Origin of the sequence: Sphingobacterium sp. UT-1RO-CII-1 (assembly GCF_026711005.1) — a bacterium.
Taxonomy (GTDB): Bacteria; Bacteroidota; Bacteroidia; order Sphingobacteriales; family Sphingobacteriaceae; genus Sphingobacterium.
This window is the reverse complement of record NZ_JAPPVJ010000003.1, coordinates 108478-129368: the sequence shown is the minus strand read 5'-3', so window position 1 is coordinate 129368 and position 20891 is coordinate 108478. Positions and strand designations below refer to the sequence as shown.

The 20891-nt window shown below is 39.3% G+C and carries 18 protein-coding genes; 12 read left to right on the top strand and 6 right to left on the bottom strand.

Features of this window, described 5'->3' with window-relative positions; all coding sequences use genetic code 11:
- Positions 1-45: 45 nt before the first annotated feature.
- The gene (locus ORI89_RS08035) at positions 46-1317 is read right to left on the bottom strand and encodes a hypothetical protein (protein WP_268229944.1); all 1272 of its coding nucleotides are present in this window, start codon (positions 1315-1317) and stop codon (positions 46-48) included.
- Between the two features lie 10 nt (positions 1318-1327).
- Entirely contained in the window at positions 1328-3721 is a 2394-nt protein-coding gene (locus tag ORI89_RS08030) for a TonB-dependent receptor plug domain-containing protein (protein ID WP_268229943.1), read from the bottom strand.
- Between the two features lie 145 nt (positions 3722-3866).
- Here ORI89_RS08030 and ORI89_RS08025 point away from each other — a divergent pair, with 145 nt between their 5' ends.
- From ORI89_RS08025 to ORI89_RS07980, 10 genes are all read left to right on the top strand, one after another.
- The gene (locus tag ORI89_RS08025; RefSeq protein ID WP_268229942.1) at positions 3867-4997 is read left to right on the top strand and encodes an alpha/beta hydrolase; all 1131 of its coding nucleotides are present in this window, start codon (positions 3867-3869) and stop codon (positions 4995-4997) included.
- Positions 4998-5022: 25 nt separating this feature from the next.
- The gene (locus ORI89_RS08020) at positions 5023-6066 is read left to right on the top strand and encodes a YncE family protein (RefSeq protein ID WP_268229941.1); all 1044 of its coding nucleotides are present in this window, start codon (positions 5023-5025) and stop codon (positions 6064-6066) included.
- Positions 6067-6192: 126 nt separating this feature from the next.
- Positions 6193-7158 carry an ABC transporter permease gene (locus ORI89_RS08015; RefSeq protein ID WP_268229940.1) on the top strand — a complete coding sequence of 322 codons (966 nt, stop codon included), beginning with the start codon at positions 6193-6195 and terminating at the stop codon, positions 7156-7158.
- Positions 7155-8108 carry an iron chelate uptake ABC transporter family permease subunit gene (locus ORI89_RS08010; protein ID WP_326494306.1) on the top strand — a complete coding sequence of 318 codons (954 nt, stop codon included), beginning with the start codon at positions 7155-7157 and terminating at the stop codon, positions 8106-8108. Before ORI89_RS08015 ends, ORI89_RS08010 begins: the two co-directional genes overlap by 4 nt.
- Complete coding sequence (locus ORI89_RS08005; protein ID WP_268229939.1) at positions 8081-8863, top strand: iron ABC transporter ATP-binding protein; 783 nt, start codon at positions 8081-8083, stop codon at positions 8861-8863. Before ORI89_RS08010 ends, ORI89_RS08005 begins: the two co-directional genes overlap by 28 nt.
- A 3-nt stretch (positions 8864-8866) precedes the next feature.
- A complete protein-coding gene (locus ORI89_RS08000) occupies positions 8867-9799 on the top strand; it encodes a siderophore ABC transporter substrate-binding protein (protein ID WP_268229938.1) in 933 nt (310 codons plus the stop codon).
- A gap of 19 nt (positions 9800-9818) precedes the next feature.
- Complete coding sequence (locus ORI89_RS07995) at positions 9819-10631, top strand: siderophore-interacting protein (RefSeq protein WP_268229937.1); 813 nt, start codon at positions 9819-9821, stop codon at positions 10629-10631.
- A gap of 156 nt (positions 10632-10787) precedes the next feature.
- Complete coding sequence (locus ORI89_RS07990; RefSeq protein ID WP_268229936.1) at positions 10788-11546, top strand: MgtC/SapB family protein; 759 nt, start codon at positions 10788-10790, stop codon at positions 11544-11546.
- Positions 11547-11688: 142 nt separating this feature from the next.
- The gene (locus ORI89_RS07985) at positions 11689-12519 is read left to right on the top strand and encodes a 1-acyl-sn-glycerol-3-phosphate acyltransferase (protein WP_268229935.1); all 831 of its coding nucleotides are present in this window, start codon (positions 11689-11691) and stop codon (positions 12517-12519) included.
- 3 nt (positions 12520-12522) lie between these two features.
- Positions 12523-13482, top strand: coding sequence for a GNAT family N-acetyltransferase (locus ORI89_RS07980; protein WP_268229934.1), 960 nt, complete (start codon positions 12523-12525; stop codon positions 13480-13482).
- Positions 13483-13516: 34 nt separating this feature from the next.
- Here the strand turns inward: ORI89_RS07980 and ORI89_RS07975 are convergent, their stop codons facing one another.
- The 4 genes from ORI89_RS07975 to ubiE all read right to left on the bottom strand — a co-directional run bounded on the left by ORI89_RS07975 (position 13517) and on the right by ubiE (position 16406).
- The gene (locus ORI89_RS07975; protein WP_268229933.1) at positions 13517-13966 is read right to left on the bottom strand and encodes a GatB/YqeY domain-containing protein; all 450 of its coding nucleotides are present in this window, start codon (positions 13964-13966) and stop codon (positions 13517-13519) included.
- Between the two features lie 69 nt (positions 13967-14035).
- Entirely contained in the window at positions 14036-14803 is a 768-nt protein-coding gene (locus ORI89_RS07970) for an SDR family NAD(P)-dependent oxidoreductase (RefSeq protein ID WP_268229932.1), read from the bottom strand.
- Positions 14803-15669, bottom strand: coding sequence for a PorT (locus ORI89_RS07965; protein WP_268229931.1), 867 nt, complete (start codon positions 15667-15669; stop codon positions 14803-14805). Before ORI89_RS07965 ends, ORI89_RS07970 begins: the two co-directional genes overlap by 1 nt.
- Positions 15666-16406 carry a bifunctional demethylmenaquinone methyltransferase/2-methoxy-6-polyprenyl-1,4-benzoquinol methylase UbiE gene (gene ubiE, locus ORI89_RS07960; protein ID WP_268229930.1) on the bottom strand — a complete coding sequence of 247 codons (741 nt, stop codon included), beginning with the start codon at positions 16404-16406 and terminating at the stop codon, positions 15666-15668. Before ubiE ends, ORI89_RS07965 begins: the two co-directional genes overlap by 4 nt.
- A 421-nt stretch (positions 16407-16827) precedes the next feature.
- Here ubiE and dnaB point away from each other — a divergent pair, with 421 nt between their 5' ends.
- Together dnaB and ORI89_RS07950 are read left to right on the top strand one after the other, a co-directional pair.
- Positions 16828-18408, top strand: a complete 1581-nt coding sequence (gene dnaB / locus ORI89_RS07955) for a replicative DNA helicase (protein ID WP_268229929.1) — start codon at positions 16828-16830, stop codon at positions 18406-18408.
- A gap of 156 nt (positions 18409-18564) precedes the next feature.
- Positions 18565-20832, top strand: a complete 2268-nt coding sequence (locus ORI89_RS07950) for an ATP-dependent helicase (RefSeq protein WP_268229928.1) — start codon at positions 18565-18567, stop codon at positions 20830-20832.
- Positions 20833-20891 lie beyond the last annotated feature (59 nt).

The following is a 20891-nucleotide window of genomic DNA, read 5'->3' as shown; positions in this document are numbered from 1 at the left end:
GCTTCTTTATTGAAAAATATATTGTTTTCTGAGGAATATACTCGCTTAATTAGTGACTTTTATTTTATATAACCCCGATACCGAGCCGCCTGCCGTAACTTGGAAAAGTTGCTTAGCGCTCGTACCTTCTTTATTCAACTCGTAATAGCCATTTTCTACACCTTTCTCGGTGTTAACACGTAGTAATATCTTGCCGTCTATCTCAATAGCTGCCATAGCTGCTCCTGGGTTTGTTGTGATTGGCACACCTTCAATTTTAGTACGTTTTTTAGTAGCGATATCAATACTGTAGAATTCCCAAATATTACTAAAGTTGATGTTACCTGTTGGGCCTCCTGTTAATGCTGTGTTCGGGATAACGGTTATTATTTTGCCATCTTTTGCAAATACCGATACAAATTTTCCGCCTACTTGGATGTCATCCATATTCAAGCTCCAGTCTTTGTCGATCTCTGTTTCCTTGGCTTTGATACGTGATATTTTTGAATTACCTCCTGTACCCTTTTCGGATGTGCCTTGCGTCACGATATACAGGTCGCCATTGCTATCAAAATCATACATTTGGTTGTCGTTTACATAAGCGATAGCACCAGTGTCTTCAATTTTTATAGTTTTTTCATGTTTTCCTGTTGCAATATCTATTACAGCAATATACACATCGGGATAAAAGTCATCCCAAAAGCCTTTTTGTGTTCCATCTGTTGTGGCATAAGTAATATTAGCGAATAACTTACCATCTTTTACCGCTAAGAATTTCTGACCAATTGCACGAAACTTAATGTTTTCTTCATCTTTACCTATTTTGTTGATTACATCTGTAAAATCTATGCTACTTGATCTTTCTAGTTTAGTTGGATTAAATATTTGTATTTCTGTCGGTTTGCTTCCATCCCAATAAAAGCCCTTATTGTCATCTACGATAACAAAGTTGCCTGACCCGTTTGTCTTGTCTGTGGAAATAAAGCCGCCAGAACTAATTTTACCGTTTAGAGCAACGTCTAATCTTTCTATTCCTAATGAATTGTCACTTGTCTTGAACATTTTAAATAGCCAGTTGCCATACGGTCTCCAGCCGCCAAAGCCCAGACCTTGAGTACTTTCGGAAGAATTATTGACGATATTGCCATTGGGTAGTTCATCAAATGCAGTTGCAAATCCTGGTTTGTTTAAGTTGTTATCCGACATTGTGATTAACACATACTTGTCTTTTGTTGTTTCTGTTGGTTCAGGTTGTGGAGTATCCTTGTTGCTACAGGCAGTAAACGTTAAACCTAAACCCAGAGCAAAGAGTCCTGTTTTTAATTTTGAAATATTCATGATCGTTATTTTATAGTATGTTATAACTTAATTTAAGGTGAAAGCTGCGACCTGGACGCTGTATGCGGTAGTAGTCGAATAAATCTTTATCGAGTAGGTTGCGCACCTCTGCACCAATATTAACCCGTCCAGAAGGCAGTTTGTAAGTAAAGCCAGCGTGTAGCATATGTTGATCGGGAATAACCAAATCAGAGTTCAGATTGGCGCTACCCGATAGACCTAAGAAGCCACCTGCTTCGGCAGCTTTCGGAATCGTTTCTAAATAAAACTCACGAAGAAAGTTATAGTTTATAAAAACGTTCAACAGATCGTTTTTAGAAAACAAATGATAGTCGGCTTGCAAACCCGCATTAGCGAAGAAATAAGGTGTGTTTCGCAGCCGCGCATCGTTTTTCCAAGCATCCTGGGCTGCTGTTATGCCGAATATACGTAAATCTTGCCAAGTAGCGTTGGCGTTGATGCGGTAGTTTCGTGCTAGCTGATAACTCAGGTCAAGGTCAAAACCAAAACCTCTGACGTTTTCTTGGTTTTGATATTGGGCATTAGGTGCCTGAATAGGCACGAGCAAAATTAATCCTTTTGTGTGCCTGTAGAATCCGTTTACTTCAACGGCTAACTTGTCGAAATACCTGCTTTGATAGCCTAGCGACAAGTTGGTGCTCTTTTCAGGGCTGAGCTCAAAGTTGGGTACAACAAATACGTTATTTCCGAAAAGCTCTTCGCGTTCGGGCATTCTATACGTGTATTCTGCCGATAGGCGTAGGCTTGAATTGTGGTCAAGCTTATATTTTAAAGCTTCGGCTATACCCCAATAACTGCCCGACTCTTTACGCTTGTCTTTGTCGGTGACTGTTGTCGAAAACCACGTATTATTCAACCCTGCCGCACGATAGTGATAAAACTTGGCTATCGTTTGGTTGTGTAAACGCTCCTTTAAGAAATACTTATCAAAGCCTAAACCCAATACGTGTTTTTGATAGGATGACTCTATACTCAACACATCTATATCCGTGCCGTCAAACCGTGCGCCATAAGGATCTTCTCCTTTGCGTTTGGCATCGGTAAAAACATAATTTAAGTTAAGTTTTGTCGAGCCATTAAGTTGGTAATTGATACCGCTTCGGGCTACAATTTGTTTTTCATTTACCTTTGATTGTGAAGGTAGACGTGATTCGCCCCGACTAGATTTTGGAGTAAAATTACCGTACCAATCATACGACCCCATCAAAGTGTCAATACGCTGTGATTCTAAGTTGTTGTAAGATATAAATTGGTCAAAAGCCAATCGGCCGTCCATAATTGTCTTTTTATAGCGGAGGCTCGGTGCTATCGTGTTTTGCGTGGCGCGTACAGCGCCGTATGCTTCTGTCATCAGGGCAGGGTGCTGTTGCTCTTTATTAATAGAAAATGCTGTTACCGCAAAGCGTAGTTCGTCGGCCCAACTGCGATTTTGCATGCTGATATATCCTTCTCCAAAATAACTACGAAAAGCGTTATGAAATAAGGGCACTCGCTGCTTGACTAAGTTTTTTGTCTCTGGATCGGGGATGCCGACCAAAGCCTTGTAGTCATTATCCGAGTGGTTGAAGAAAAGTTCAGCCCCGTAAGCCCATTTTTGGTCGGCTGATTGGTTCGAGCCGATCAAGCCCACGCGATGTGTGTTGAAAGATCCGATCTCGTAATTCAGATGAAGCTGCGGCGAGTTTCTTTTTTCAGTTACGAGGTTCACTGCGCCTCCCAGGGCATCGGCACCTAAGAATACAGGCAAAACACCTTTATATACTTCAATGCGGTTTAAAATTTCTAGCGGCATAGACGAAAGATTGTAACCATCGCCCAAATAATCCAGTGGTATACCATCTTTAAAATATTTCACAGCCTTGCCTTGAAATCCGTTGATAGAGGTTTCGGGGTTGCCTCCCACGGCACCACTCTGGCGGATGCGTACACCTGCACTCCGGTTCATCAGCTCACTCAAGTTGGTGGCTTGTGTTACTGCCGCACGTGTATCAATGATAATAGGGCGTATAGGTTGCTCTTTGGCGAGTTGTAGTTCGGTTTTTCCCGTCACCTCGATGCTCTCGAGATAATGCGCCTCCGTTAGAAGAGTTATGGGGATAAAAAGTGTCTCGCCTGCATTTTTACTTATTTTCTGCTCTAGGTTTGCATAGCCTAAACTACTGACGCTGATAGTGTAGTGTCCAGTAGGTACATTTTCAAATAAGAAACTACCATCGGGTAAAGTTTTCGTGGTTTGATTATCTAAGCGAATGCTGGCGTCCCTTATCGGTTGGTTATCGGTGCTGCGTACGCTTCCTCTTATAGCACTATATTGTTGCGCAAAGGCAATCTGTGTGCTTATAAGTGTGAGGATATATATGCAAATGTGTCTTGTTAATGTCATCGTTTTGCTCTTCTCTACGTATTCTGCTGCAAATATATGGTTATTTAGATTAATTACAGATAATTCTTGCAGGTTATTTATAATCTATCTAAATTAGCGGTTCGTTAGAACAGAATTCTTGTGAGTAGGATAGTTAGTATATGATATGGAGCATAGTAAAAAACATAAGGTTAAGGTTCAGGTTGTAAATAACTGCTTAAGTTTTGTAGGTAGTCCGTGTTTCTTGGCTGGCAACTTTAACGCTTGGTCTCCTAACCGTGATTTTGTTGGGCTGCTGCCGGTTACTGGCGAAAAACTCCATATTGAGTTAGAAAATGTTTGTGAAGGTGACTTGGAATTAAAGCTAACGCGAGGCGATTGGAAAACAGTGCAAGCGGATCGTAATGGTGATTTGTCTGTCCCTTTTGAAGTTCATGTCGATCGGGATATGGAAGTTACTTTGTTGGTCGAAGCATGGCGGGATGAATTTCCCGAGAGCACGGCTAGCTCGCAAGTGCAACTTATGGACGAGGCTTTTTTCTTTCCTCGTTTAAACCAGCATCGTAGGGTGTGGGTTTATCTACCTGCTGATTATAAAAATTCGGACAAACGTTATCCGGTTATATATATGCACGACGGACAGAATCTGTTTGACGAACTGACTGCTGTGGGGCGCTCAGGGCCGATTGAGTGGCGTGTTGATGAAACCATTGACGAAGCAACCGCAGAGGCTATTGTTGTTGCTGTGGCACATCCTGATACCTATGCCGATCGGGAGAACGAATATTTGCTATTTCCGAAAGATGGCGTCGCCGAACCAAAAGGAAGGGATTATTTGGCTGATATTGTAGTCGAATTAAAGCCTTATGTTGATCGTAAATATAGGACTTTAAGCGATACTGCATTTACAGCAATGGGCGGTAGTTCGTTGGGGGGCCTGTTGAGTTTATACGCAGGATTATTATACCCTGATGTTTTTGGTACACTGGCTGTATTTTCGCCATCTATTTGGACGGGTAGAGAGCAGTTGTTCGCTACTCTAACCGGAGTGGGTTCACAGAAGAAACAGTTTATCGACCTACAACGCTATTATTTTTATGCAGGTGGAAAAGAGATCAGAAAAAACGTCGGACTGCAAGGAAATAATATGGTGCAAGATATGCTTGATTTTACAGAACAGTTCCGTAAGCATACTGTTGCGGAACTAAAAATAGATATTGACCCAGTAGGGAAGCACGGAGCACTCTATTGGCAGAAGGCTTTTTCTCGCTTTTACCCGTGGTGGGTTGAAGCGTAATAGTTTTAATTAAACATTTACTTATATGATGGTTGAGAAATTGTATTCAAACAGTAAAAAAAAGAGCAAACTTGCTTTCGCATTGTTAGGCTTGGCTGTATTAGGATATACAGGAGCTTCGGCTCAAGAAGTGGTCGGCTCGTCCGCCGCAGGTCGTGGTGTTTACGAGGCTGTTTTTAGCCAAGATGGACATTTATATGTCACTGGTGCTGGCTCAAGAACAAATCCGGGAGGCGCTTTATATAAGATAGATCCACAAAGTTTAGCTGTTTTGGATAGCATCAGTTTGACCAAAAACCCACCTTACGGTATTGGTATCAACAATAAAACGCAGGTAGTTTATACAACGAATACGCGTACAAACTCAGTTAGTGCGGTTGATTTAAAGACAGGTAAGCTTTTAGCAACGATTACACATGGTGGCGAAAAATCACACACACGTGAGGTGATTGTTGATGAAGATAAAAACTTGGTTTATATTAGCGATGTGGGAGAACCGAGCTCGATTTGGGTGATTGATGGGAAAACACATACATTCTCACACCTGATTCCGAATACAGGAAAAACAACCACAGGAATGACATTCGCAGGATCCACAGACAAGATCTACGTGACCAATATGGGCGAGAATGCAGTAGCGGTGATTGATGTAAATACGAAAAAAGTAGAGAAAAGCTTCCCATCGGGGGGCGAGTCGCCGATTAATATTGTTAGTGATGGCGATCGTCTCTTCGTGACAAACCAGAAGTCAGGTACTTTAACCGTGTTGGATAAAGAGGGTAAATTGATCAAAAGTATTGCTACAGGTGCAGGTGCTATTGGTGTGGCTTATGATGCGGTTAAAAATCGTTTGTATTCGGCCAATCGTCAAACCGGCACAACGACAGTTATTGACGCCACAAGCTATGAAGTTTTAGCTGATTTGCCAACGGGATCGCATCCGAACCATGTCAAAGTCAATAAGAATGGCGAGGCTTATGTCATAAACAAAGCAAAAGGAGGGCGCCCGGTAGAGGGACAGCCTGTTGTGGTGGATACAAACGGCGATACGGTGACCCGTATTAATTAGTGATTATTTTGCATTTATTTAGTCAAGGGAGTTGTCATTCGAAGGAGGTATTACTGCCTTCCTTCGGCTGGCAGCTCTATTTTGTTCAGGTCTAAAAAACATATTTACAGGAGAGAAGAGATTGTTTTGATAGATAGAGAGAAGAATTTTATTGTAGCTATACTTAGCTTTATTGTGATCCTACTGCTCGTGTGGGTTTCTTTGTTTACAGGGGTTAAGGATATACGATTTGGCGAGTTATTTACCGATGGCGATAAGTTGTTGGTATTTCTCATCAGCCGTTTGCCACGCACACTAGCCTTACTCCTAATAGGTGCAGGATTAAGTGTGGCGGGCTTTGTGATGCAGCAACTGTCGCAAAATAAATTTGTGTCGCCCACTACTTCGGGTGCTTTGGAAGCAGCTAAGATGGGTATCCTATTTGCATTACTGCTATTTCCGCATGCATCAATGCTGGTGAAAATGCTGTTTGCATTGTTATTTACCTTCGTGATGAGTTCTGTTTTTATACTTTTTATAAGCAAGATAAAACTACGGAACACCGTTTTTGTGCCCTTAGTCGGTATCATGTTCGGTAGTATACTGAGCGCTGTTTCTACCTTTTTTGCTTATAAGAATAATATTGTGCAAAACACACAGGAATGGTTATTGGGCGATTTTTCATCCGTTATGCAGGGGCAATACGAAGCAATCTACATCATTCTTCCAGCTGTATTGTTAATGTATTTTTACGCCGATCGGTTCACCATAGCAGGAATGGGCGAAAGCTTTGCAAAAAGCCTAGGCGTTTCATATGCGACAATTGTGAGCTTAGGTCTGCTCTGCATAGCGCTTATTGTAAGTGCCTCAGTCGTTACGGTGGGAGCTATTCCTTTTTTAGGACTTATTATACCCAATATGGTCAGTATATGGGTCGGCGATAATTTGCGCCGAGCACTGCCTTGGACAGCCTTGGCAGGTGCTGTCTTCCTGTTGATATGCGATATCTTTGGACGCCTGTTGGTGCATCCCTACGAGATACCTATCGGTATGACTGTAGGCGTTGTTGGTGGTTTGTTGTTTTTGTTATTCATAATGAAACGTAGTCGATGAGAGAGCAGACAAAGTTTTTAATCCTCGTGGGGTTGCTCCTTGTCGTTATAGTGCTGTTTATGGGCTATAATGTCAGCGGTAATATAGACTATGTGTTGAGCAAAAGAGCCATAAGGCTTTCGACCATGTTGGTGGTAGGGATGAGCGTGGCGATTTCGTCCGTCATTTTCCAAACTATCACCAACAATCGTATCCTAACCCCCTCTATCATGGGGTACGAATCGATCTATATCCTCTTCCAAACACTTTTGGTTTTCGTATATGGCGACCAGACTTTTAAGGTTATTTCGCAACAGCAAAATTTCCTTTACTCCATCGTGCTGATGTTGGGCTTCTCCTTATTCATGTACATGTTGATGTTTGGTAAGAATCAGAAGAATATGTTCTACCTGTTATTGACAGGTATGGTCATGGGCGCATTGTTTCAGACCATGAGCCAGTTTTTGCACGTACTGATTGACCCCAACGAATTCTCCATTGTGCAGAATTTTATGTTCGTGTCTTTTGCTAAGATGAATACCAAATTATTGGCTATAGCCAGTATTACGCTACTGTTGACTTTGATTTATGTGATTCCGTATCTGAAATACCTTGACGTCATTGCTTTGGGGCGCGATCATGCGATCAATCTTGGGGTAAACTATCGGGGCTTGATCCGCCGTTTTATGTTGGTCATCTCCTTGTTAGTTTCGATATCTACGGCTTTGGTGGGTCCTATTACCTTTCTCGGTATATTGGTAGCCAACCTCACCTACGAATTGTTTAGCTCGCGCAAACATCGTTTTATGGTCCTAGCAAGCAGTTTAATTGCTTGTTTATCCTTGCTGCTGGGGCAGTTCTTTGTCGAACATATATTTGGGTTCTCGACAACCGTTAGCATCATCATCAACTTTATTGGTGGGGTTTATTTTATGTTTTTATTATGGAAAACAAGGAAGAGTATCAGTTAATATTTAGAAATATAACAAAAACCTACGGCAATAAGCAGGTTTTGAAGCAAGTGTCGGGAGCTGTTCCACATGGGCGCATCACATCCTTGATAGGCCCTAATGGAGCAGGCAAAAGTACCTTGCTTTCTATTATGAGCCGGTTGTTGCAGGAAGATAGTGGCGAAATGCTGTTTCGTGATATGGAGGTGAAAAAGTATAAGACTGCCGATCTAGCTAAACAACTCTCTATCCTAAAACAATCCAACCACACCGAGCTGCGCTTGAAGGTGAGAGATTTAGTTGCAATGGGGCGTTTCCCTTACGCCAAAGGGCGATTGCAAGCTGCCGATTGGCAGAAGGTGGACGAAGCCATCGCTTTTGCAAATATGGAAGATATGCAGGACGCCTATATCGACGAGCTGAGCGGAGGACAAAAACAACGTGCCTTTATAGCGATGATTATTGCGCAAGACACCGAGTATATCCTATTGGATGAACCCTTGAATAACTTGGATATGAAACATTCAGTACAAGTGATGAAGATGTTGAGACGCTTGGTTGATGAAATGGGGAAAACGGTGATTATTGTTATCCATGAGATCAATTTCGCAGCGCAATATTCCGATCATATCATGGTCTTAAAGGATGGCGAATTGAAACACAGCGGACACGTCGACGAAGTGATACAAGCTGGTGTACTGCGTGATGTGTTTGAGATTGAGTTTGATATAGTGGAGAAGAATTGTAAGAAAATATGTAATTATTTCAATTTATAAAAAATGAGTATTAAAAATAAGTTGGCGCTGTCGTTTGTTGTGTTACTCTTGCTGATGCAAGGTTGCCAAACGGGGGCAGAAAACAAAGAGATAACAGGTGAAACAATGACAATTGAGCATAAGCTCGGATCGACAGAAGTGGCTGAAAAACCGTCTCGCATCGTGGTGCTGGATATTGGTGCATTAGAAACCATGCATATATTAGGTGTGAAACCGGTGGGTATTCCGAAGAAATATATGCCTGAATATTTATCAGAATTGAAAGATGATGACAATATTGCCGACGTAGGTTCGGTTATCAAACCCGACTTTGAAGCTATATCAGCACTAAATCCTGAAGTCATTTTGATATCGACCCGGCAAGAACGATTTTATGAGGAGTTGACTGAGATTGCACCTACTATTTTTGTAGGTACAGATAGTAAAGACTATATACCTTCGTTCAAGCGAAATACGATGATCGTCGCGCAGATTGTCGATCGGGAGGATGAAGCAGTAGAAAAGTTGAAGGTACTGGAGAAAAAGATGACCGATGCACAAGCACGATTCAGTAAGGATGAGAACAAAGCACTGTTTCTGATTTATAATAATGGCCGTTTTAGTGCCTTTGGTAAAGGCTCACGCTTTGGCTTTATTCACGATGTGCTCGGTATGAAGCCTGTTATGGAGTTTAATGATGAATCGGTACATGGGCAGCGTATTTCCAACGAGTTGCTCGCTGAAGCAAACCCCGACTACCTTTTTATTATTGATCGTAACGCCGTTGTATTAGATAAGGTGTCCAATAAGGCTGAAATCGAAAATCCTTTGTTGCAACAGACGAAAGCGTTTAAGAATGGTAAAATATTCTATTTAGATCCTAATGTGTGGTTTATTTCGGGCGGTGGCTTGCTATCAGTCGATCTGATGTTAGATGATGTGGTCGCTTTGTTTTAATGTTTAAAAAGAATTTTATATGTCAAAAATGAAAGTAGGACAGCATGTTTTTACGCTTGTCGATAAAGAATACATAACGCCACATTATGTTCGTGTGCGTTTACATGGTGAGGGAACACAAGATTTTGCGAATTGTACGATTGGTGTTAATAATAAGATTTTTATTCCGCCAGCAGGGGTGAAGGACGTGGCCTTTGCTAAGTATGATGAGGCGTTGGGCGAATGGGTGGCACCAGACGAGTCGGTGAAGCCAATCGTCCGTACGTACACACACCGAGCGATTGATGTAGCGCGCAATGAAATAACCATTGATTTTGTCGATCATGGCGATGTGGGACCGGCTTCAAGCTGGGCACGAAACGCTGTAACAGGCGATCAACTAGGCGTAGCTATGAAGCTTGGAACCTCGGAACTTTGTCCTGCTGTTGATCAGTATCTTTTAGTAGGCGATGCTACTGCCATCCCTGTTTTGGTGAGTATCTTAGAAGGGCTGCCGAAAACTGCGAAAGGATATTGTATTATCGAGGTCGCTACCCTGGAAGATGTGCATCCCGAAGTAAAGCACGAAGGCTTTAAAATACAGTGGTTATTCAACCCACAGCCCGAAGAGGGCAGCGAGTTAGCTGCTACGGTTCGAAAGGTGGTGTTGCCAGAAAACAACACACATTTTGCTTATGTAGCTTGTGAGTACAGAGCGGTGCGAGAAATTAGAGCCTATTTCAGAACAGAGTTAGGCTGGAATAAGGATGATTTTTACGCTTATTCTTATTGGAAGGCGGGGGTAGCTGAAGATAAGTCGGTAGGAGATAGGCAAGCCGAAAAAAGTAGTTAGACATCAATAGTACTAAATTTATAGACAGTCTTTTTTTAGAAAAATGCAGTTTTTGTAATTGTATTTTAATTGTTGTTCATTTAGTTATTTAAATAAGCTGTTTTGATTTTATAATAAAGCATAATTTGATTACATTTCGCTGAATTATAACGATAAATGGATAAAATAATAGATATAGAAACTACTTTTTTAGAAACATCTGATTTTGTAATGAGAATCATTGTTTCTTTTTTGTTGGGAGCCGTTATTGGTGCTGAGAGACAATGGAGACAGAAAAGTGCAGGCTTAAGAACCAATACACTAGTTTCTGTAGGAGCGACAGCATATATGTTACTTGCGGTTTATATTTATGGAAATGATGGAGGTGACCCTAGTAGGATTGCTGCTCAAATAGTAACAGGTATAGGATTTTTGGGGGCGGGAGTTATTATGAAAGACGGTTTTAATATACAAGGGTTAAATACTGCTGCTACTATCTGGTGTTCCGCGGCGGTTGGATCATTGTGTGGTTTAGGATTGTTTCCTGAAGCTCTTATTGTTAGTGGGGCTATTGTTTCTGTACATCTAGTGATGCGCCCTTTAGGAGATTGGATGGGGCGTATCAAATCATACAAAGTTGTAAAATCCGAAGAGTCTTTCTATATTTTAGATATTGTATGTACTGAAAAGCATGAGTTGGGTGTACGCTCTTTTTTAGTCGATTATTTAGATAAGTCTGATCAATTATTATTACGTTCTATAGGTAGGCAAGTTTCCCCCGATGAAGCAGGTAAAGTTTTAGTCAAAGTGAAACTGTCAATAGTAGGCAAGCAAGAGAAGTTATTGGAAAGTGTTTTGACAGAGCTGACGAAAACTAAAGGAGTTAAAGAGGTGAGTTGGCATTATCTAGGGAATTCGAAAGAACACCTTATTTGAAATTGATATGTGTATTACATATTATTTTTGAGTGTATTATTGAAGCTTCATGAGCTGATGGACAACTTCCAGTGTTTTACTGTTTATTTTCCGTACTTTTGCAACTGATTTAAATTTAATTTAGCGCTATACTAGAAATAAGATGACTGAAGAAGATAACTTCAAGTTTATTCAAGTTAGAAACATCATACATGCAAAAAGCCCCAAGTTGGCTAAATGGATTCCAGGATTTTTAATTAATTATCTAAAACGTATCATTCACGAGGAAGAGATTAATTATATCATGACCAAATTTAGAGAGTTATACGGACTGGATTTTGTTGATGCTCTTATTGATGAATTAGGAATTGAAGTCGTTGTAAAGGGGGAAGACCGTATACCATATACTGATAATGTGATATTTGCATCTAATCATCCTTTAGGAGGCTTGGATGGGATTGCAATAATGCATGCAATTGGACGTTACAGAAGAGATGTAAAGTTTTTGGTTAATGATATTTTATTAAGTATTCGTAATCTGGAACCTCTTTTTGTTCCTGTAAATAAAGTAGGAAGTCAAGCTAAAAGTGCGATAATGGCTATTGATAAAGCCTATGCTAGTGATAATGCTTTATTGATTTTTCCGGCAGGTTTGGTGTCACGAAAAATTAAAGGAAAGGTCGCGGATTTAGAGTGGAAAAAAAGTTTCATTAATAAGTCAAAAAAGTATAAACGTGATATTATTCCTGTTTATATCGATGGTGAAAATTCCAATTTTTTCTATAATTTAGCTAAAATCAGAGCTAAATTAGGTTTGAAGGCTAATATTGAGATGTTGTACTTGCCAGATGAAATGTTTTCACAGAGGAATCAACGTGTAGTTATTAGTATAGGAGAACGAATACCTTATCATCATTTTGATAGTTCAAAAACTGAATACGAATGGGCGAATGAGGTGAAAAGTACAGTATACAGCATGGGGGATAAAATATAATATATGCAAGAGATAATTGCACCAGTGGATAGAGACTTAATCAAAGCCGAGTTAACTGAAGAGGCTTTTGTACGTTATACAAATAATGGGAAAAATGAGGTTTACCTTATTAATTACCATTCGGCACCGAATATCATGCGAGAAATTGGCCGATTAAGAGAGCTGACTTTTCGAGGAGCGGGAGGTGGTACAGGGCTGCCTTTAGATATTGACGAAAATGATACATGTGAGTTCAATTATAGTCAGCTTATCGCATGGAATCCCGAGGAAGAAGAGATTATCGCAGGGTATCGTGTTATTAAATGTTCTGATGCTCTTGGTCAAAATGGCGAAGTACATTTATCAACAGCGCATTATTTTGAGTTCTCTGATAAATTTAAGGATGAGTATATGCCTTATACATTAGAGCTTGGGAGGTCGTGGGTACAACCCCGCTTTCAACCAGCTATTGATAACAGAAAAGGTTTATTTTCATTAGATAATTTATGGGATGGTTTAGGTGCATTGGTAATGTTAAATCCTGAGATTAAATATCTTTTTGGTAAAGTTACGATGTACCCGCATTATAATGCCGTGGCAAGAGATCTGTTGATGTATTTTATGGAGCATTATTTCCCTGACAGAGAAGGTTTAGCTGTGCCTCTTAAGAGCTTGAAAATAGGATATAAAACCGATATATCTTCTTTTAGAGGTATGTTTGATGGTTTAGAATATAAAGAGGGATATAAAGAATTGAACAAGAAAATTCGTGAGTTAGGTGAGAATATCCCTCCATTAATTAATACTTATATGAACCTTTCACCAACAATGTATACGTTTGGGACTGCTATGAATGATGAGTTTGGTGAAGTGGAAGAAACGGGTATAATGATTGTTATAGACGATATATATCCTGCGAAGAAGGAAAGACATATGATAACATATGAACGCGACAAGCATAAAATTGGGCGTTTAGTGAAATAATAAAGGAGGCTAAAAGCCTCCTTTATTATTTGTATTAACCCAATAAAGTTTTAACAAGTTCTGAGATTGTTCGGCCATCGGCTTGACCTGCAAGTTTTTGATTTGCTGCAGACATGACTTTCCCCATGTCTTTTATGGAAGAAGCACCTGTATTATTTATAATTTCTTTTATTATGTCTTCCACAGCGGATCTATCAAGTTGTTTAGGGAGATATTCCTCAATAATATTTTGTTCATCTACCTCAATTTGATACAAGTCTTCTCGGTTTTGATTTTTGTAAATTTCTGCAGACTCTTTTCGCTGTTTAACCAGCTTTTGTAAAACTTTTATTTCTGTATCTGGAGAAACTCCCTCCGATTGTCCTTTTTCGGTGTTTGCTAATAAAATAGCTGCTTTTATAGCACGTAAGCCTCGTAAGCGAGTCGTGTCTTTGGCAATCATAGCTGCCTTAATATCTTCGTTTATGCGCTGTTCTAGTGACATGTTATTTTAATTATATAATGTTGTATTATTATTTAGGGGTCTTTAATCCCTTTTATATATGGTGAAAGTCTATTCTTTCTCTCTTTTAACAATTGTCCCAGTTGCTTGAGCTGTTGGCATAACCAACAAATCATTAATGTTTACATGTGCTGGCCGGGAGAGTATAAAAGCTATGATTTCAGCAATGTCGATAGCGGATAGGGGAACAAGGTCTTTGTATACCTCTTTAGCTCGGTTTTTATCTCCTTTGAATCTGACTTCTGAAAATTCTGTTTCAACCATACCAGGGTTTACTGAACTAACTTTTATTCCTTTTTCTAATAGATCTATACGCATTGCTTTATTTAAAGCATCCACAGCATGTTTAGTTGCGCAATAAACATTTCCGCGTAGATATACTTCTTTTCCTGCTATAGAGCCTAAGTTTATGATATGGGCATTTTTGCTATTTTCCATATAAGGTAAGCAATGTTTTGTTACATAAAGAAGCCCTTTGAGGTTGGTGTCAATCATTCTATCCCAGTCGTCAATTGACGCTTCTTGTATGAGATCTAAACCTTGACTTAGACCTGCGTTATTAATGAGTACATCGATATGCTGCCAAGTGTGGGGGAGCTCTTGAAAGGCTTCTTTTACTTTTATTTGGTCACGAACATCTAATGTGAATACATGTATATCGCAATCAGGATAATTCTTAATTATCTTCTCTTTTAACTCTAAAAGTTTCGAGGTGCGTCTTGCACAGAGAAGTAATCTATATTTATTTTCTGAAGCTAATAATTCAGCACATGCTTCTCCTATGCCTGAACTTGCGCCTGTTATAAGTACTGTTCTCATTATTGAAAAATTAAACTGAATTGTATATTTCTAATGAATGTTTTTTCTAAAGGGGCCATAAAATCATTATTTTGCGCGAGCTGATGTTTATGGTCAAGCACGTCGCCAAAACTTTGACTGAATTTGATCTCAGGAGACATTCGAAAATAAGGGAAGAATATTTCTACCCCTATACCGGCGTCCCAAGCGAAATACCCTGGTTTAAAAACTAAAGCTTGCGGAAAATCTGCTGGATTTCCACTTTCTAACCAACCATTATATTCACCAACTATACCAGCCCATCTTATGTAGCGAGCCCCTGCGGTGATATAACCTCTATATCGATTGAATTTGTTTTTTAATATTTTTTCATCCGAACGGAAGCGGATATTTAAAGGGAATTCAAAAGAGTTGAAGTTGGTTCCATTTTCATCTCCCTCCACATGGCGCATTCTTCTGGTTAATGTACGTAATTGAATTTGCTCGGGGTTATTAGTGATATTAGCTGCGTTAAGATCGCCTTCGTAGTTTATAGCAACACTATTTATAAAAGTGAAGGTGGGTTGAAATGTGCTTGAAAGATTATCTGTAAACCGTATTTCAATAGGTAAGCCTACAGACATGCCGTGACTGGATGCAGAAGTGATTGAGTTGAATTCTCTAATGTATAGTTGATTTGTATTTGGAAGATTAGTGGTCCCCATATTTCCCCATCCTTCCTTTAAACCAACTTTAAAGGTTGAGTTTACATAGTTGTACTGTAGCCCTAAGGACAACCAAGCATTTTCATCATAGAAAGAGGAGAACGGTAGTGATAAACCTCGTTGTCCCTTGACATTAAAGGATAAGGCAATGATTAGAAGAATACTTAGGTATATCTTTTTCATTTAGTACATTCATAAATAGTGCAGAAGCCAAATGTTTGTGGGCGTACCTTTGTTTTTTCGAACCCAACCTTTTTCGTAATGAAAGCGAAACGTTCTCCATCAGGAAATTTCGCTACAGATTCGGGAAGATATGAATAAGCACTAGAGTCTTTAGAAATTAACTTTCCCATAGCTGGGGTCATTTTGTGGAACCAGAAATGATAAAATTGTTTTATAGGAAACATAGTAGGGTTTGATAGCTCTAAGATAACAGCGCGACCACCTGGTTTTAAAACCCGTCGTATATCAGCTAAACCTTTTTCTAAATTTTCAAAGTTTCTTACACCAAAGGCAACAGTTACGGCGTCAAATGTATTGTCAGCGAATTGAAGACTTTCTGAGTCTCCGAGTTCGACGCTAATACGATTCTCTAATTCTTTTTTTAATATTTTTTCACGTGCTACTTCGAGCATCCCTGCGGATATGTCTATACCGATTATTTTTTTTGGTTGTAAGATTCGCATGGTTTCTAGTGCGAAATCACCTGTTCCAGTAGCGACATCAAGTATAAGTTCAGGATGAAGGTCTTTTAAAGAACGAATGGCTTTTTTACGCCATATTGTGTCAATACCCAAGGTCATCATTCGATTAAGTACATCGTATGTTTTGGATATGTTATTAAACATATCTGCAACTTGTTCCTTTTTGCCTCCGTCGTCGGATTTATAAGGTTTTAGTGTCGAACTCTCGTTTGCCATAAAGCAAAGATACAATATTGGAAAACAATACTAAAAATGAATCTAATAGTATTCATTTTTAGTGTTGTTTTTGTAAGTGATTGTATATGAGAGAGAAGTCTTATTGCGGCCTTTTTTGTTGATTTTTTTATGCGTGTATTAGTTTGTTAACATAGCTAAGAGTTATTCACAATTTAGTAAATACTTGATAATTAGCGCGGTTTTTTGGGTGTTAACATGTTATCAACATTTCATGTTGATAACGTGGAATGTTTATTGCGTTAAGGTAGTGGGCGGTCGGTTGTTGTTTTGCATACGAAAAATATATGTTCACAAAATGTTGAAATGTTCAGGTATTTTTTTTATATTTTTGTTACCCGTCTTTAATTTGACGGGGTAGTATTATTAGCGTAATTAAAAAAAACGGAGAACCTTACTCATAATGGCGGGAGATAACGAATATTCAAATAGCTCTACAAACAGGGCGAACTTTTCTAAAAAAAGGACTAGTCTCAATAACTTAGTGAGCGGGTTGGGGAAACTACCTCCCCAGGCTGTGGATTTGGAGGAGGCTGTTTTAGGAGCTCTAATGCTAGAAAAAAATGCGTTAAGTGAGGTTATTGATATATTAAAGCCCGATTCGTTTTACAAAGAATCGCATCAGAAAATTTATCAGGCAATATTTAATCTATTCCAACAAACCTCGCCTATAGATTTATTAACAGTTACAGCAGAGTTACGAAAGATGGGGGCTTTAGAAGTAGTGGGAGGGGCTTATTATATAACACAGTTGACCGATCGTGTAGTTTCTGCTGCAAATATTGAATATCATTCGCGTATTATTTCGCAGAAATATATTCAGCGCGAATTAATAAAAGTATCTACAGAAATTATAAACAGTTCATATGACGAGACAAGCGATATTTTCGAGTTACTTGATCATGCTGAAAAATCTTTATTTGATATTGCCCAAAATAACTTACGCCGTGATTCGCGTAAAATGGATGATATTATGCGTGAGGCGATTAGTAATTTAGAAATGTTGCGTGATAAAACTGATGGATTGACCGGTATTCCATCAGGTTTAACTTCGCTCGATCGGATGACCTCAGGATGGCAACCTTCAGACTTGGTTATTATTGCAGCTCGTCCTGCGATGGGAAAAACTGCTTTTGTATTATCAGTCGCTCGTAATGCAGCAGTCGATCATCAACGAGCTGTTGTTGTCTTCTCTTTAGAGATGTCGTCGGTTCAATTAGTTAATCGTTTGATAGCCGGAGAAACAGAAATAGAACAAGAAAAACTGAAAAAAGGAAATTTGGCTGATCATGAATGGCAACAGTTGCACTCACGAATAGGAAGGCTTACAGAAGCCCCTTTGATCATTGATGATACGCCTGCTTTAAACGTTTTTGAGTTCCGGGCAAAATGTAGGCGTCTGAAAGCACAGCATGATATACAGATGGTTATTGTGGATTATCTGCAGTTAATGCACGGTAAAGCAGACGGTAAAGGAGGGAATAGAGAGCAGGAAATCGGTAGTATTTCTCGAGCACTAAAGTCAGTCGCAAAAGAGTTAAATATACCTGTATTAGCCTTATCGCAGTTAAGTCGTGCTGTTGAATCCCGTCCAGGCAATAGTAAACGGCCTATGTTGTCCGATTTGCGTGAATCAGGTTCTATTGAACAGGATGCTGATATGGTACTTTTCTTATATCGCCCGGAATATTACGGGTTGACGGAGGATGAGGAAGGAAGACCTACAGCTGGTGTAGGAGAGGTTATTATTGCGAAGCATCGTAATGGCGAAACAGGCATTGTACCATTGCGTTTCATTGGTAAGTATGTGAAGTTCGTTGATTTGGAAGAAGACTTTGGAGGTATGGGGGGAGATCCATTTGGAGCACCTGATAGTTTTACTTCAGCCATGGGGCCTTCGGATAGTTTTGGCGGTTTTGATGGAGGCGGGGGGATAACTATGCCATCACGCATGAACGATATGCCTGATGATGCACCTTTTTAGTATAAGTTTATCGGTGTTAAAGTTAAGTTGAGCACTCTCAAGGTCTTAGCTTTAGAAGTTAGTTAACCTTACATATTTACGATTTACACAGTCGTTTTTTTTGACTACTTTTACGATAGTTTTGTAGTTGAAATACATAAAATTTAGGAGAAAAAATTGGATTATTTAGCAGGATTAAATCCCTCTCAACGCTCGGCTGTCGAGCAAATAAAAGGTCCGGTCATGATTGTTGCAGGAGCCGGTTCTGGAAAGACAAGAGTAATTACCTATCGTGTGGCACATCTTATACAAAAAGGAGTCGATCCTTTTAATATTTTGGTGCTTACGTTTACAAACAAGGCAGCCAAAGAAATGCGTGAGCGTATTATGAGTGTGGTTGGCCAAGAAGCGAAAAATATATGGATGGGTACATTTCACTCTGTTTTTGCGCGTATCCTACGGGTAGAAGCAGAACTTATTGGATACCCTAAGAACTTCACCATTTATGATACGGACGATACGAAAAGCTTGTTACGTGCAATATTAAAGGAGATGAATCTTGATGATAAACTTTATAACGTAAATCATGTATATGGACGTATCTCTTCTGCTAAGAATAACTTAATATCGCCGCAAGAGTATAATAAAAATGAAGCATTGATGGCGGAGGATATTTCTAATGGCAGGGGGCAGCTTGGTCAAATTTATTTGACATATGCACAGCGTTGTTATAGAGCAGGCGCTATGGATTTTGATGATCTTCTGTTTAAAACAAATGTATTGCTAAATAAATTCCCTGATATTCTACATAAATATCAACATCAGTTTAAGTATTTGATGGTTGATGAGTATCAGGATACAAACTTCTCACAATACCTTATTGTTAAGCGTTTAGCAGCGGTTAATGAGAATATCTGTGTTGTCGGCGACGATGCGCAGAGTATTTATGCATTCAGGGGTGCGAATATTCAAAATATATTGAATTTTCAAAAAGATTATCCCGATGTAAAGGTGTTCAAGTTAGAACAAAATTATAGATCCACTAAAACGATTGTAAATGCTGCAAACTCTGTAATTGAAAAGAATAAAAATCAATTGGAGAAGAATGTGTTTTCTGAAAATGAAGATGGTGATAAAATTAAGGTGAAACGAGCTTTTTCAGATAATGAAGAGGGTAAAATAGTAGCTGAAACAATTGTCGAAGATCAGATGTTGCACGCTTTAAAGTATAAAGATTTTGCAATTCTGTATCGGACAAATGCACAATCGAGGGCAATGGAAGAGGCGTTGAGAAAAATGAATGTACCTTATAAAATATATGGAGGAACTTCTTTTTATCAACGAAAGGAGATTAAAGATTTAATAGCCTATTTTCGACTTACGTTTAACCCAAATGATGAAGAAGCATTAAAACGTGTTATTAATTACCCTAGGAGGGGGATTGGGGACACTACATTAGATAAAATAATGGTAACAGCCGATCAGCATCAATATCGTCTGTGGGATGTAGTGGTTAATGCGCAGATGTTTCTTGATGGACGTAGTTCTGGAGCTGTTGGAAATTTTGGACTAATGATTCAAAGTTTTCAAGCAATGGCTAAAAGCAGTTCAGCTTTTGACACCGCAATGCATATAGCACAGCATTCAGGTATATTAAAAGATCTGTATGAAGATAAATCTGTAGAGGGGTTGGCACGTTATGAAAATATACAAGAACTTTTGAATGGTATCAAAGAGTTTTCTGAACGAGAAGATATTGAAGAGAAAGGGCTAGATGTTTTTATGCAGGATATTGCTTTATTGACGAATGATGATAATGACAAGGATCCTAATGCGGATACTGTTTCTTTGATGACAATTCATTCATCGAAAGGATTGGAGTTTAGAAATGTTTTTATAGTTGGATTAGAGGAAAATCTTTTTCCATCACAATTGGCACTAAATTCAAGGTCGGAGTTAGAAGAAGAACGTCGACTTTTTTATGTTGCTGTTACAAGAGCAGAGAAAAAGTTACATTTATCTTATGCGACTTCTCGTTACCGTTGGGGAACATTGAATAATTGTGAGCCAAGTCGTTTTTTGGATGAGCTAGACCCTTCTTATTTAGCGCTCGATTTTCAAGAACGTCGTGCCTCAGCTGCTGGGAGTTTTCAGGGAGAACGTGTAGCTTGGAAGCAAAAAGAAGCTGATACCTTCTCGAAGCCAAAACCACGGGTGATGAAAACGACTTCTATTTTACCTAAGGCACACGTGCCTACAGAAGGGTTTGCGCCATCAGATACTTCGAGCTTACAAGTAGGGATGGAGGTAGAGCACGAACGCTTTGGTTTTGGTAAGGTTGTTAGTCTAGAAGGAGGAAAAGGAGATATAAAAGCAACTATTTTCTTCAAAGAGTTGGGACAGAAACAATTGTTGCTTAAATTTGCAAAACTCAGAATAGTATAGTTGATTTAAATAGTGAAGATCAGCTTAAATAGGTTGAGGTTTTGATCAAGAAAAAAGTT

What these genes read in the sequence shown, in the direction of transcription:
- ORI89_RS08035 (WP_268229944.1), bottom strand. Translation starts at nt 1,317, where the DNA reads ATGAATATTTCAAAATTAAAAACAGGACTCTTTGCTCTGGGTTTAGGT.
- ORI89_RS08030 (WP_268229943.1), bottom strand. Translation starts at nt 3,721, where the DNA reads ATGACATTAACAAGACACATTTGCATATATATCCTCACACTTATAAGC.
- ORI89_RS08025 (WP_268229942.1), top strand. Translation starts at nt 3,867, where the DNA reads ATGGAGCATAGTAAAAAACATAAGGTTAAGGTTCAGGTTGTAAATAAC.
- ORI89_RS08020 (WP_268229941.1), top strand. Translation starts at nt 5,023, where the DNA reads ATGATGGTTGAGAAATTGTATTCAAACAGTAAAAAAAAGAGCAAACTT.
- ORI89_RS08010 (WP_326494306.1), top strand. Translation starts at nt 7,155, where the DNA reads ATGAGAGAGCAGACAAAGTTTTTAATCCTCGTGGGGTTGCTCCTTGTC.
- ORI89_RS08005 (WP_268229939.1), top strand. Translation starts at nt 8,081, where the DNA reads ATGGAAAACAAGGAAGAGTATCAGTTAATATTTAGAAATATAACAAAA.
- ORI89_RS08000 (WP_268229938.1), top strand. Translation starts at nt 8,867, where the DNA reads ATGAGTATTAAAAATAAGTTGGCGCTGTCGTTTGTTGTGTTACTCTTG.
- ORI89_RS07995 (WP_268229937.1), top strand. Translation starts at nt 9,819, where the DNA reads ATGTCAAAAATGAAAGTAGGACAGCATGTTTTTACGCTTGTCGATAAA.
- ORI89_RS07990 (WP_268229936.1), top strand. Translation starts at nt 10,788, where the DNA reads ATGGATAAAATAATAGATATAGAAACTACTTTTTTAGAAACATCTGAT.
- ORI89_RS07985 (WP_268229935.1), top strand. Translation starts at nt 11,689, where the DNA reads ATGACTGAAGAAGATAACTTCAAGTTTATTCAAGTTAGAAACATCATA.
- ORI89_RS07980 (WP_268229934.1), top strand. Translation starts at nt 12,523, where the DNA reads ATGCAAGAGATAATTGCACCAGTGGATAGAGACTTAATCAAAGCCGAG.
- ORI89_RS07975 (WP_268229933.1), bottom strand. Translation starts at nt 13,966, where the DNA reads ATGTCACTAGAACAGCGCATAAACGAAGATATTAAGGCAGCTATGATT.
- ORI89_RS07970 (WP_268229932.1), bottom strand. Translation starts at nt 14,803, where the DNA reads ATGAGAACAGTACTTATAACAGGCGCAAGTTCAGGCATAGGAGAAGCA.
- ORI89_RS07965 (WP_268229931.1), bottom strand. Translation starts at nt 15,669, where the DNA reads ATGAAAAAGATATACCTAAGTATTCTTCTAATCATTGCCTTATCCTTT.
- ubiE (WP_268229930.1), bottom strand. Translation starts at nt 16,406, where the DNA reads ATGGCAAACGAGAGTTCGACACTAAAACCTTATAAATCCGACGACGGA.
- dnaB (WP_268229929.1), top strand. Translation starts at nt 16,828, where the DNA reads ATGGCGGGAGATAACGAATATTCAAATAGCTCTACAAACAGGGCGAAC.